The sequence below is a fragment of the Micromonospora sp. NPDC005257 genome (genome assembly GCF_042872445.1).
Classification (GTDB): domain Bacteria; phylum Actinomycetota; class Actinomycetes; order Mycobacteriales; family Micromonosporaceae; genus Micromonospora.
The window spans coordinates 41203-53449 of the sequence record NZ_JBIAKL010000006.1 but is presented as its reverse complement, the minus strand read 5'-3'; the positions used below and the strand labels follow the sequence as shown (position 1 = coordinate 53449).

Below are 12247 nucleotides of genomic sequence, written 5' to 3'. Positions count from 1 at the left end.
GCGTGCTGCACGTCGATCAGATCCGCGCCGTCACCTCGGCTGTTCCGGCGACGCTGGCCGCGGGAGGCGAGGGTGCCCCGCCGCCGTTCACCGTGACCCGGGTGTTCACCGAGACCCGGCTGGACAGCTGGCTCACGCTGGGCATCGTCCTGGCCGCCGGCCTCTACCTCTACGGGGTGCACCGGCTGCGGCTGCGCGGCGACCGCTGGCCGGTCATCCGTACCGTCTCGTTCCTCGGCCCCGGCCTCGGCGGCATCGCGCTGGTCACGCTCACCGGCCTCGGCGCGTACGACACCGCGCTGCTCTCGGTGCACATGGTCCAGCACATGGTGCTGTCCATGGTCGCGCCGATCTTCCTGGCGCTCGGCGCCCCGATGACGCTGGCGCTGCGCACGCTGCCGGTGCGGCCCCGCAAGCGGCTGCTCGCGATCGTGCACAGCAAGGTGATCCGGATCTACAGCTTCCCGCTTGTGGCGTTCGCCATCTTCGTGGTGAATCCGTTCGCGCTGTACTTCACCGACCTCTACGAGTTCACCCTGCGCCACGAGTGGGCGCACGAGCTGGTCCACGCGCACTTCATCGCCACCGGCTGCGTCTTCTTCTGGCCGCTGCTCGGCCTGGACCCGCTGCCCGGCCGCTGGCCGTATCCGGGACGCGCGTTGCTCATGCTGCTCTCGGTGCCGTTCCACACGGTCCTCGGGCTGACCATCATGCAGAGCACCACGCTGTTCGGCGGCGACTGGTACCCGTCGCTCAACCTGTCCTGGTCCGACCCCTGGAACGACCAGGTGGTGGCCGGCGGCATCCTGTGGGCCGGCGGCGAGTTCGTCAGCGTCACCATGCTCGCCGTCCTCGTCGTCCAGTGGGTCAAGCAGTCCGAGCGCGAGGCGCGCCGGCTCGACCGCGAGCTGGACCGTCAGGAGGCCCGCCAGCGCGCCGCGGAGGCCAGCGCCTGAGACCCGTTCCGGGGTACGCCCCGAGCCCGGCCGGGCGGGCCGACGGCCCGGATGTGACAACGGCTACGATCAGCGGGCAGCTACGAGGTGGGAGCCACGTCACGATGAGCGATCGTCTTTGCACCGTCCTGCTCTACAGCGACGACCCGAAGGTCCGCGACCGGATGCGCCTCGCCGTGGGCACCCGGCCGGCGCCGGGAATCGAGATCGAGTTCGTCGAGGCCGACGAGTACAACGCGTGCATCCGGCTGGTCGACGACTACGAGATCGACCTGATGCTGCTCGACGGCGAGGCGAGCCCCGGCGGCGGCATCGGCATCGCCCGCCAGATCAAGGACGACCGGGACGACGCGCCGCCGACCTGCGTGGTGCTGGCGCGCGCCGCCGACCGCTGGCTGGCCGCGTACGCCGAGGTCGACGCCACGCTCACCCACCCGCTGGACCCGGTGGTCGCCGGCAGCACCGTGGCGGAGCTGCTGCGCCGCACCCACGCCGCGGCCTGACCCTCCGGCCTTCGCGCGCCACGGCGACGCGGCCGTGGCGTGCCCCAACCGCTTTCCTCACGCCGCTCGGGAGGCCCGTCATGGGCGAACGGACCTGGCCGCTTCTGCTCAACGCGCTGCTGCGCGGCGAGGAGCTCTCCACCGCCGACACGGCGTGGGCGATGGGCGAGATCATGGCCGGCTCGGCCACCCCGGCGCAGATCGCCGGGTTCGCCGTGGCGCTGCGCACCAAGGGCGAGACGCCCGCCGAGCTGGGCGGCCTGGTCGAGACCATGCTGACCCGCGCGGTGCCGGTGCACCTGCCCGAGGACGTACGCGCGACTGCGCTGGACGTGGTCGGCACCGGCGGCGACCTCGCCCACACGGTGAACATCTCCACCATGGCGGCGCTCGTGGTCGCCGGGGCCGGGGTGCGCGTGGTCAAGCACGGCAACCGGGCCGCCTCCTCCTCCTGCGGCACCGCCGACGTGCTGGAGCAGCTCGGCGTGCCCCTTGATCTGGAGCCCGAGCAGGTGGCCCGCTGCGTCACCGAGGCCGGCATCGGTTTCTGCTTCGCCGCCCGCTTCCACCCCGGCATGCGCCACACCGGCCCGGTCCGCCGCGAGATAGGCGTACCCACCGCGTTCAACTTCCTCGGCCCGCTGACCAACCCGGCACGGCCCCGCGCGGGCGCCGTGGGCTGCTTCGACAAGCGGATGGCCCCGGTCATGGCCGCCGTCTTCGCGGCCCGGGGCGACTCCGCGATAGTGGTACGCGGCGAGGACGGCCTGGACGAGTTCAGCACCGGCGCGCCCACCCGGGTCTGGGTGGCCCAGCAGGGCACCGTCACGGAGGCGCTGCTGGACGCCGCGGAGCTCGGGGTGCCCCGGGCCACCCTGGCCGACCTGCGCGGCGGGGACGCGGTCTACAACGCCGACGTGGTACGCCGCCTGCTCGCCGGCCAGACCGGCCCGGTACGGGACGCGGTGCTGGTCAACGCGGCGGTGGCGCTGGCCACCCAGGGCCCGCTGGACGGCGATCTGCACGAGGCGCTGCGGGCCAACCTGGGCCGCGCCGCCGAGGCGGTCGACTCGGGCGCCGCCGCCGCCGCGCTTGAGCGCTGGCTCGAGGTGGCGCGCGCCGCCTGACGGCGGCCTGACGCGGGTCTTGTCGTACCCGCGTGCCAAACTACACGGGAGTTATTTTCCTTTTTCGACCTTTCCTTTTTCGACCTTTCCGTTTGCGGCCTTTCCGTTTGCGGCCTTTCCGTTTGCGGCCTTTCCGTTTGCGGCCTTTCGGCCGGCGCCCGGAGCGAGAGGAGACACCCGTGTCGAACCGCGAGCTGCACTGCGACACCTGTGCGGACGTCGTGCTGTTCGAGGCGCCGCCGTGCGGCGACGGGCACGGCGCCGACTGCCCCGAGCTGATCTGCACCGGCTGCGGCGCGGCAGTGGTGATCGCCACGTTCACCTTCCGCCCGACGCGCCTGTCCAGCCGCCGCACCCCGCGCCGGCCGTCCCACCCCCGGGCCGCCTGAACCGCACCCCTCCCCTCCCCTCCCCTCCCCTCCGGCCCGGCTCCGGTCCGGACCCTGGTGCGAGGAGGGAACGCCGAAGGCCCGCGACCCCGGGGACGGGGGCGCGGGCCTTCGGCGTGTGTCGGGTCAGTGCTCGGCGGTGCGGCGGGTGCCGGAGTAGTACTCGAAGAGCAGCCCGCAGGCGGCGAAGACGACCGCCACCAGGCCCAGTCCCAGCAGCCAGAACTGCCAGAACACCAGGCCCAGGCCGGCGATCGCGGCGGCCAGCGCCAGGCCGAACGGCCAGTAGCTACCGGGGCTGAAGAAGCCGACCTCGCCGGCGCCGTCAGCGATCTCGCCGTCCGGCCGGTCCTCGGGGCGCAGGTCGATACGGCGGGAGACGAACCAGAAGAAGCCGCCGCACATCGCGCAGAGCAGGAAGGACAGCAGCAGCGCCACGGTGCCGATCCACTCGATGTGGCCGCCGCTGTCGCCGTACGTCCAGGCGCCGTAGAGGATCGTCGCGCCGAGGAGGAACGTGGCGATGGTGAGGAAGATCTTCCACTCGGTCTTCATGCCGAACCCCTCAGCTTCCCGCGCCGGCCGACGCGTCGGACGGGTTGAAGTTGTTCACGTCGCGCCGGGTGTCGAACGGCTTCGTCTCGGTGGCGTACTCTTCCTCACCGATCTCGCCGAGCGCCTCCTGGGTCGACTTGCCGGCCTTCTTGGCCGCCAGGAACTGGTCGTACTTCTCCGGCGAGACGACTCGCAGCTCGAAGTTCATGAAGGCGTGGTAGCTGCCGCACAGCTCGGCGCAGCGGCCGACGAACGCGCCCTCCTGGTCGATGCTGGAGACCTCGAACGTGTTGCGCACGTTGCCCGGCATGACGTCCCGCTTGAACAGCAGCTCCGGCACCCAGAACGAGTGGATGACGTCGCGGCTGGTCTCCTCGAAGCGGATCGAGCGCCCGCTGGGCAGCACCAGAATCGGGATGACCTCGCTGGTGCCGAGCACCGAGGCGACGGTGTTGGCCTCCGGGCCCTGGCCGTCGCGGTAGTTGAACTGCCAGTTCCACTTGAACGCGACGACCTCGACGGTGACGTCCGGGTTCCTCGACTGCTTGTTCACGTCGGTCTGCACGACCGCCGTGTAGTAGAAGAGCACGGAGACCACGAGGATCGGCGCGATGGTGTAGAGGAACTCCATCGGCAGGTTGTAGCGGGTCTGCACCGGCAGCTCGTTGCCGCGCTTGCGGTAGCGGACCACGCACCAGAAGATCAGGCCCCACACGAACACGCCGACGGCGAGCGCCGCGATGCAGGACGCGATCCACAGGTCGTACATGCGGTGCGACTCGGGCGTGATGCCGCCCTGCGGCCAGCCGAACCCGCCGAACGCCTTGCCGACGTCGCAGCCGGTGAGCGAGACCAGCAGCGCCGCCGCGCCGAGACCGAGCCCGGCGATTCGACCAGCACCACGCCGCCGGCGCACACCGGCCCCCGGGGAAGCGCTGTCCCGTACGGCCGAGCGCCGTACCTCCGAACTCCTTGCGACCACCTGGTCCTGCCTCCCTAGCGCGCCGCGGCGGTTGTTCTCCTGACACCGACGGCAAAGGCGTCACCGACGGTCGCAGATTACTCGACCATGACCGGCCAGGCCGTCTTGGGGTCGCTGTCCACCCCCTTCGGGGGGATCTTGGGCGTAACCGGGCGATAGCGTGGAACCTCATGAGCGCCTCCCCGGTCTACCTGGACGCCGCCACCGCGGCCCCGCTGCATCCGGTCGCGCGGCAGGCGATGCTGGCCGCCCTGGACGACGGCTGGGCCGACCCGGCCCGGCTCTACTCGGCGGCCCGCCGCGCCCGCCAGCTCCTCGACGCCGCCCGCGGGGCCGCCGCGCAGATCCTCGGCGTCCGCGCCGACGAGCTGTCCTTCACCCCCAGCGGTACGGCGGCAGCACACGCCGCCGTGCTCGGTGGCCTCACGGGGAGACGGCGGGCCGGCGCGACGCTCGTGCACTCGGCGATCGAGCACTCGGCGGTGCTGCACGCCGCGCAGCGGCACACGGCCGGTGGCGGCGCGGCGGTGTCCGTACCCGTGGACCGGTCGGGCCGGCTGGACCTGGACGCCTGGGCGGCGGCGGTGGCCGCGCCCGGCGTGGCCCTGGCCGCACTGATCGGGGCCAGTCACGAGGTGGGCACCGTGCAGCCGGTGCCCGCCGCGGCGGAGCTGTGCGCGGAGGCGGGCGTGCCGCTGTACGTGGACGCGGCGCAGCTCGCCGGCCGGGCGCCGCTGCCGCCGGGCTGGTCGGTGCTGACCGCCAGCGCGCACAAGTGGGGCGGGCCGCCCGGCGTCGGGCTGCTGGCGGTGCGCAAGGGCACCCGCTGGGAGTCGCCGTACCCGGCCGACGAGCGGGAGTCGGGGCGTACCCCCGGGGTGGTGAACCTGCCGGCGGTGGTCGCGGCGGCGGCGAGCCTGCGCGCGGCGGCGGCCGACGCGGCGGCCGAGGCGGCCCGGCTGGGTCCGCTGGTGGACCGGATCCGGGCGCGGGTGGCGGCCGAGGTGCCGGACGTGGAGGTGGTCGGCGACCCGGTGGACCGGCTGCCGCACCTGGTGACGTTCTCCTGCCTGTACGTCGACGGCGAGGCGCTGCTGCACGCGCTGGACCGGCGCGGCTTCGCGGTGTCCTCCGGGTCGTCCTGCACGTCCTCGACGGTGCGCCCGTCACACGTGCTGGAGGCGATGGGAGTGCTGTCGCACGGCAACGTACGGGTGTCGCTGCACCGGGAGACCACCGAGGCGGACGTGGAGCGGTTCCTGGCCGAGCTGCCCGGGATCGTCGCGCGGCTGCGTGCGGAGGCGGGGGTGACCGACCTGTGAGCGAGCCGGACGAGGTGCTGGACTGCCGGGGGCAGCGCTGCCCGCTGCCGGTGATCAATCTCGCCCGGCTGGTGCCCGGTCTGCCGGCCGGCGCGGTGGTGCGGGTGCTCGCCGACGACCCGGCGGCGGCGGTGGACATCCCGGCGTGGTGCCGGATGCGCGGCCACGAGTTCCTGGACGCGCGCCCGGGGCCCGCCTACGACGTCCGGGTGAGCGGCTAGCGCAGGTAGGCGAGGATGCCCGGCAGCGGGTCGCCCTCCACCGCGGTGTCGACCACCAGGCGCGGGCCGATCAGCGGCTCGTACTCGGCCCGGCGGCGCAGCGTCTGTTCCCAGGTGACGTTCTCCTCGGGCGGGCGGGCCTCGACGCGGCGGCGGTGCTCCGCCTCGTCGCCGCAGTGCACCTCGATCACCCGCAGCGGCACCCCGGCCCGTTCGGCCACGTCGTGCCAGAGGCCCCGGGCGCTGGCGACCGGGTTCACCGCGTCGACGACCACGCTGAGCCCCAGGCCGAGCTGCACCTCGGCCAGCCCGGCGACAGCGCCGTAGGCGGCCATCCCGGGCACGTCGCCGGTGAGGCCATAGCGGTGCAGGGCGCGCTCGACCGGGTCGACGGGCAGGACCGGGGCGCGCAGCGCGGCGCCGACGCGGGCGGCCAGGGTGCTCTTTCCCACCCCCGGCAGCCCGGCGAACGCGACGAGCACCGGCTGGCCGGAGCCGGGGCGGGCCGCGTTCGGGTCCAGCCCGCCGGCGGGGCCGGTCACAGCAGGTGCGGCCGGACGTCCTCGGCGGCCGCGTCCCCGTACGACTCGGCGAGTCGCTTCACGAACAGGTCCCGGCGGACCTCGTACTCCTGACCGCCGAAGTTCTCCAGCACGAGCGCGGCGAGCAGGCAGCCGACCTGGGCCGCCCGCTCCAGGCCGACGCCCCAGTCGAGCGCGGCGAAGAAGCCGGCCCGGAAGCCGTCGCCGACACCGGTCGGGTCGACCGCCTGGATCTCCCGCGCGATCGGCACCCGGAGCGTGCCGATCTCCCGGCCGGCGATCTCCACACCCTGCTTGCCGAGCGTGGTGACCCGCACCTTGACCCGGTCGAGCAGCTGCTCGTCGGTCAGGCCGGCCTTGCTCTGCAGCAGCGACTTCTCGTACTCGTTGGTCATCAGGTAGTCGGCGCCCTCGACCAGGCCGAGCACGTCCGCGCCGTCCATCCGGGCGAGCTGCTGCGACGGGTCGGCGACGAAGGAGTAGCCGCGATCCCGGCACTCGCCGGAGTGCCGGATCATCGCGGCCGGGTCGTTGGCGCTGACCAGCACCAGGTCCAGGCCACCGAGGCGCTGCGCCACCGGGGCCAGCTCGATGTTGCGGGCCTCGCTCATCGCCCCGGCGTAGAACGAGGCGATCTGGCACATGTCGGTGTCGGTGGTGCAGACGAAGCGTGCCGTGTGCGCGACCTCACTGACGTGCACCGAGTCGCAGTCGACGCCGTGCCGCTCCAGCCAGGAGCGGTAGTCGGCGAAGTCGGCGCCGACCGCGCCGAGCAGCACCGGCCGCAGCCCGAGCTGGGCCATCCCGAAGGCGATGTTCGCCGCGGTGCCGCCGCGCCGGAGCACCAGCTCGTCGACGAGGAAGGACAGCGAGACCTTGTCGAGCTGGTCGGCGATGAGTTGGTCGGCGAACCGGCCGGGGAAGCTCATCAGGTGGTCGGTCGCGATCGAGCCGGTCACGGCGATCTTCATGTCAACCCTCGGGGTCGGGAGCACGGCGCGGTCAGCCTACCGGCCTCCGGACCGGACGAACGGCGGTCAGTCACCAACCGGCCGATCAGCGCACATCCGAAGGTCCCGCGCAGGAGATACGACGAAGCGGCGGGCCGCCCCGTTCGGGGGCGGCCCGCCGCTTTCGGTCGGTCGACTCAGCTGAAGGAGTCGCCACAGGCGCAGGAGTTGCCCGCGTTCGGGTTGTCGATGGTGAAGCCCTGGGCGTCGATCCGGTCGGCGAAGTCGATGGTGGCGCCGGTCAGGTAGGGAGCGCTCATCCGGTCGACGACGACCTCGACACCGTCGTAGTCGGTGACGACGTCACCGTCGAGCGAGCGCTCGTCGAAGAACAGCTGGTACCGCAGGCCGGAGCAGCCACCCGGCTGCACCGCGACCCGGAGCCGCAGGTCGTCGCGGCCCTCCTGCTCGATCAGGGCCTTGACCTTCTGCGCCGCGACGTCGGTGAGGACGACGGTGCTGGGGGCCTTGGCCTCGGTCGACTCGGTCTGCGCTGGCGTGGTCACGTGGAAGTCTCCCTGCGCGGTATGGGTCCGGACGTCCTGGCCAACGCCGCACGTCCGCCAGTGATTCCCGGTGTGGTCCGTCTTTCGATCGTACGCCGCTCCCGGCGTCACCACCCGGCGGCGTGAGCAGCGGAACCGGTCAGCGGCTCCATTGCCGGGCCAGCCGGGCGCCGAGCGCGCGCAGCCCTTCGGCCGGGCGGGTCATCGCCGCGTCCACTCCCCCGTGTTCCTCGCCACCGAAGTGCTCGACCAGGCTGTGCGCCTCGGTCACCCCGGCCGCGGCGGCCTCCCGCCGCCCGGTGCTCACCCGTCCCGCCAGCACCACGCAGGGCACGCCCCGGTCCCGGGCGGCCCCGGCCACACCGGCGACCACCTTGCCGCGCAGCGACTGGTGGTCGAACGAGCCCTCGCCGGTGATCACCAGGTCGGCGGCGTCGAGCGCGGCGTCCAGCTTCACCGCGCGGGTGACCAGCCCGATGCCGGACTCGCACCGGCCGCCCAGCGCCAGCACCGCCGCGCCGAGACCGCCGGCCGCGCCGCCGCCGGGCAGCGCGCCCAGCCCGGACGGGCAGTCCGGCAGCCGCTCGGTGAGCACCTGCGCCCAGCGGGCCAGCGCGGCGTCCAGCAGCAGCACGTCACCCCGGTCGGCGCCCTTCTGGGGGCCGAAGACGCTGCTCGCGCCGTGCAGCCCGAGCAGCGGGTTGTCCACGTCGGTGGCGGCGACGAGCGTGGCGCCGCGCAGCCGGGGCTCGCCGTCGAGCGCGGCCACCTCGGTCAGCGCCGCGCCGCCGTACGGCAGGGCCCGGCCCGCGCCGTCCAGCGGCGTGACACCCAGCGGTACGAGCATCCCGGCGCCGCCGTCGTTGGTGGCCGAGCCGCCCAGCCCTGCCACCACCGTGCGCGCGCCCGCCTCGACCGCGGCGGCGACGAGCAGTCCCAGCCCGTACGAGGTGGTGGCCTTCGGGTCGCGTTCGGCGGCGGCGAGCAGGTGCAGTCCGCACGCCTGCGCGCTCTCCAGGTATGCCGTGCCGTCGTCGGTGAGCAGGATCTCACCGGCGGCCGGGCGGCCCAGCGGGTCGACGGTGGGCACCGGCAGCCGGCGCCCGCCGAGCGCTCCGGCGAGCACGTCGACGAACCCGGGCCCGCCGTCGGCGAGCGGCCGGACCAGCAGTTCGTCGCCGGGGGCGACGTCCCGCCAGCCCTCGGCCACCGCGGCGGCCACGTCGGGGGCCGGCAGCGTGCCGGCGAACTTGTCCGGGCAGAGCAGCACGCGCATGCGCAGCAGTGTGGCAGGCCACATCCGACGCGGCTGCGGCGCGGGCGCGCTGTGGGACCATGGGGGCGTGACTTCGACCTGGGTTGAGCCGTCCAACACCGCCACGGCGCTGCTGCTCCTCGGCCGCGGCAGCGACAGCGCCACCGAGCGTGGCGTGGAGTGTCCGGGTGATCTCCCCGCACCGAGCGACAGCGGCCTGGTGGCCCGCGCCGCCGCCGCGAAGGCCGCGCTCGGCACGAAGGTGTTCGTCCTGGGCCACCACTACCAGCGCGACGAGGTGATCCAGTTCGCCGACGTGACGGGTGACTCGTTCAAGCTGGCCCGGGAGGCGGCGGCCCGCCCGGACGCGGAGTACATCGTCTTCTGCGGCGTGCACTTCATGGCCGAGAGCGCGGACATCCTCACCTCGGACGCGCAGAAGGTGATCCTGCCCGACCTCGCGGCCGGCTGCTCGATGGCCGACATGGCGGTGCTTTCGCAGGTCGAGACCGCGTGGGACACGCTCACCGACCTGGGCATCGCGGCGGACACCGTCCCGGTGACGTACATGAACTCCTCGGCCGACATCAAGGGCTTCGTCGGCCGTAACGGCGGCGTGGTCTGCACCTCGTCGAACGCCAAGCGGGCCCTGGACTGGGCCTTCGAGCAGGGCCGCAAGGTGCTGTTCCTGCCCGACCAGCACCTGGGCCGCAACACCGCGGTGCTGGAGATGGGCTTCTCGCTCGACGACTGCGTGCTCTACGACCCGCACAAGCCGGGCGGCGGGCTGACCCCGGAGCAGCTGCGCGACGCGAAGATGATCCTGTGGCGCGGCCACTGCTCGGTGCACGGCCGGTTCACGCTCGACAGCGTCGACGACGTACGCGAGCGGGTTCCGGGCGTGAACGTGCTGGTGCACCCGGAGTGCCGGCACGAGGTGGTGAACGCCGCCGACCTGGTCGGCTCGACCGAGTTCATCATCCGGACCATCGACGCGGCCCCGGCCGGCTCGGCGTGGGCGGTGGGCACGGAGCTGAACCTGGTCCGCCGGCTCGCGCTGGCCCACCCGGACAAGCAGATCATGTTCCTCGACCGGGCGGTCTGCTACTGCTCGACGATGAACCGGATCGACCTGCCGCATCTGGTCTGGGCGCTGGAGGAGCTGGTCGCCGGTCGGGTGGTGAACCAGATCACCGTCGATCCGGAGACCGCCCGGCACGCTCGGTCGGCGCTGGACCAGATGCTCGCACTCCCGGGAGCTTGATCACCCTCGGTTACGCAGCTGGCACGGAAACGCACCGGACACCCCGGTTCGTGCCCTCCCTGGCGATGTGACCGATTCCATTTCCGTCACGGAGGGCTATGCTGCCGGGGCGACGACACACGCGGCCCGTTTTCCCATGGCCGCGTTCCGGGTAGCGATGAACTTCGTGCACCCACCACTAGACACGGCAGCACCCAACGCGCTGGAGGTTGCGTTGACCGACGACGTCCTGGTCGTACACGGAGGTACTCCGCTCGAAGGGCGGATCCGCGTGCGCGGCGCGAAGAACCTGGTGTCCAAGGCGATGGTGGCCGCCCTGCTGGGCGACACACCCAGCCGGCTGTTCGACGTGCCGCGCATCCGTGACGTCGAGGTGGTCCGCGGTCTGCTCGGCCTGCACGGCGTCAAGGTCAGCGACGGCGACGAGGAGGGCGAGCTCGTCTTCGACCCCTCCAACGTCGAGAGCGCCAGCACCGACCAGATCAACGTGCACGCCGGGTCCAGCCGGATCCCGATCCTGTTCTGCGGCCCGCTGCTGCACCGGCTCGGCCACGCCTTCATCCCCGACCTGGGCGGCTGCCACATCGGCCCGCGTCCGATCGACTTCCACCTCCGGGCGCTGCGCGAGTTCGGCGCCACTGTCGAGAAGACGCCGGAGGGCCTGCACCTGTCCGCGCCCAACGGGCTGCACGGCACGAAGTTCTCGCTGCCGTACCCGAGCGTGGGCGCCACCGAGCAGGTGCTGCTCACCGCGGTGATGGCCGAGGGCGTCACCGAGCTGCGCAACGCGGCGGTCGAGCCGGAGATCGTCGACCTCATCTGCGTGCTGCAGAAGATGGGCGCGATCATCAAGGTGCACACCGACCGGGTGATCGAGATCCAGGGCGTCAAGAAGCTGCACGGCTACACCCACCGGCCGATCCCGGACCGGATCGAGGCGGCGAGCTGGGCGGCGGCGGCGCTGGCCACCCGCGGTCACGTCGAGGTGCTGGGCGCCCAGCAGGCCGACATGATGACCTTCCTGAACATCTTCCGGTCGGTCGGCGGCGAGTACGAGGTCACCGACCTGCGCCCGCCGCGCGGCGGCGGCCCGGGCCAGGAGGGCGGCATCCGGTTCTGGCACCCGGGCGGCGAGCTGAACGCGGTGGCGCTGGAGACCGACGTGCACCCCGGGTTCATGACCGACTGGCAGCAGCCGCTGGTGGTCGCGCTCACCCAGGCCCGCGGCCTGTCGATCGTCCACGAGACGGTCTACGAGCAGCGGCTCGGCTACACCGAGGCGCTGAACACGATGGGCGCCAACATCCAGGTCTACCGGGACTGCCTCGGCGGCACCCCGTGCCGCTTCGGCCGGCGCAACTTCAAGCACTCCGCGGTGATCGCCGGGCCGAGCAAGCTGCACGCGGCCGACCTGGTCATCCCGGACCTGCGGGCCGGGTTCAGCCACCTGATCGCGGCGCTGGCCGCCGAGGGCACCTCCCGGGTGTACGGCGTGGACCTGATCAACCGCGGCTACGAGGACTTCGAGGCCAAACTGGCCGACCTCGGCGCGCACGTCGAGCGCCCCTGACCGCCCTCCGCCTTCGCTCGTCCGCGCCCGGTGCACCGTGATGTG

14 protein-coding genes are annotated in these 12247 nt (G+C 72.9%); 8 read left to right on the top strand and 6 right to left on the bottom strand.

Annotated features, from left to right (window positions below; all coding sequences use genetic code 11):
* The first annotated feature begins 2 nt into the window (after positions 1 to 2).
* The 4 genes from ACFYO8_RS14600 (at position 3) to ACFYO8_RS14585 (ending at position 2975) form a co-directional block, all read left to right on the top strand.
* Entirely contained in the window at positions 3 to 956 is a 954-nt protein-coding gene (locus tag ACFYO8_RS14600; RefSeq protein ID WP_387188776.1) for a cytochrome c oxidase assembly protein, read from the top strand.
* 104 nt (positions 957 to 1060) lie between these two features.
* Positions 1061 to 1459 (top strand): hypothetical protein, encoded by a 399-nt coding sequence (locus ACFYO8_RS14595; RefSeq protein WP_091421042.1) that lies wholly within the window; start codon positions 1061 to 1063, stop codon positions 1457 to 1459.
* An 80-nt stretch (positions 1460 to 1539) separates the two neighbouring features.
* Positions 1540 to 2586, top strand: coding sequence for an anthranilate phosphoribosyltransferase (gene trpD, locus ACFYO8_RS14590; RefSeq protein ID WP_354869938.1), 1047 nt, complete (start codon positions 1540 to 1542; stop codon positions 2584 to 2586).
* Positions 2587 to 2765: 179 nt separating this feature from the next.
* Positions 2766 to 2975 (top strand): hypothetical protein, encoded by a 210-nt coding sequence (locus ACFYO8_RS14585; protein WP_354869935.1) that lies wholly within the window; start codon positions 2766 to 2768, stop codon positions 2973 to 2975.
* 126 nt (positions 2976 to 3101) lie between these two features.
* On the opposite strand, the gene ACFYO8_RS14580 is transcribed toward ACFYO8_RS14585, so the two are convergent.
* Both ACFYO8_RS14580 and coxB read right to left on the bottom strand, forming a co-directional pair.
* Entirely contained in the window at positions 3102 to 3530 is a 429-nt protein-coding gene (locus ACFYO8_RS14580) for a cytochrome c oxidase subunit 4 (RefSeq protein WP_354869932.1), read from the bottom strand.
* 10 nt (positions 3531 to 3540) lie between these two features.
* Complete coding sequence (gene coxB, locus ACFYO8_RS14575) at positions 3541 to 4512, bottom strand: cytochrome c oxidase subunit II (RefSeq protein ID WP_354869929.1); 972 nt, start codon at positions 4510 to 4512, stop codon at positions 3541 to 3543.
* Between the two features lie 170 nt (positions 4513 to 4682).
* Here coxB and ACFYO8_RS14570 point away from each other — a divergent pair, with 170 nt between their 5' ends.
* Both ACFYO8_RS14570 and ACFYO8_RS14565 read left to right on the top strand, forming a co-directional pair.
* Entirely contained in the window at positions 4683 to 5834 is a 1152-nt protein-coding gene (locus ACFYO8_RS14570; RefSeq protein ID WP_354869926.1) for an aminotransferase class V-fold PLP-dependent enzyme, read from the top strand.
* Positions 5831 to 6055: a sulfurtransferase TusA family protein gene (locus ACFYO8_RS14565; RefSeq protein ID WP_354869923.1), complete on the top strand. Its 225-nt coding sequence runs from the start codon at positions 5831 to 5833 to the stop codon at positions 6053 to 6055. Before ACFYO8_RS14570 ends, ACFYO8_RS14565 begins: the two co-directional genes overlap by 4 nt.
* Here ACFYO8_RS14565 and ACFYO8_RS14560 read toward each other — a convergent pair.
* From ACFYO8_RS14560 to ACFYO8_RS14545, 4 genes are all read right to left on the bottom strand, one after another.
* Positions 6052 to 6597, bottom strand: a complete 546-nt coding sequence (locus ACFYO8_RS14560) for an ATP-binding protein (RefSeq protein WP_354869921.1) — start codon at positions 6595 to 6597, stop codon at positions 6052 to 6054. The genes ACFYO8_RS14565 and ACFYO8_RS14560 overlap by 4 nt on opposite strands.
* The gene (locus ACFYO8_RS14555) at positions 6594 to 7568 is read right to left on the bottom strand and encodes a carbohydrate kinase family protein (RefSeq protein ID WP_354869918.1); all 975 of its coding nucleotides are present in this window, start codon (positions 7566 to 7568) and stop codon (positions 6594 to 6596) included. Before ACFYO8_RS14555 ends, ACFYO8_RS14560 begins: the two co-directional genes overlap by 4 nt.
* A gap of 176 nt (positions 7569 to 7744) precedes the next feature.
* A complete protein-coding gene (gene erpA, locus ACFYO8_RS14550; RefSeq protein WP_269704820.1) occupies positions 7745 to 8113 on the bottom strand; it encodes an iron-sulfur cluster insertion protein ErpA in 369 nt (122 codons plus the stop codon).
* 139 nt (positions 8114 to 8252) lie between these two features.
* A complete protein-coding gene (locus tag ACFYO8_RS14545) occupies positions 8253 to 9413 on the bottom strand; it encodes a glycerate kinase (protein WP_354869916.1) in 1161 nt (386 codons plus the stop codon).
* 43 nt (positions 9414 to 9456) lie between these two features.
* Between ACFYO8_RS14545 and nadA the strand changes: the two genes are divergently transcribed.
* On the top strand, positions 9457 to 10632 hold the full coding sequence (gene nadA / locus ACFYO8_RS14540) for a quinolinate synthase NadA (RefSeq protein ID WP_354869913.1): 1176 nt from the start codon (positions 9457 to 9459) through the stop codon (positions 10630 to 10632).
* A gap of 214 nt (positions 10633 to 10846) precedes the next feature.
* Positions 10847 to 12202 (top strand): UDP-N-acetylglucosamine 1-carboxyvinyltransferase, encoded by a 1356-nt coding sequence (gene murA, locus ACFYO8_RS14535; protein ID WP_354869911.1) that lies wholly within the window; start codon positions 10847 to 10849, stop codon positions 12200 to 12202.
* Positions 12203 to 12247 lie beyond the last annotated feature (45 nt).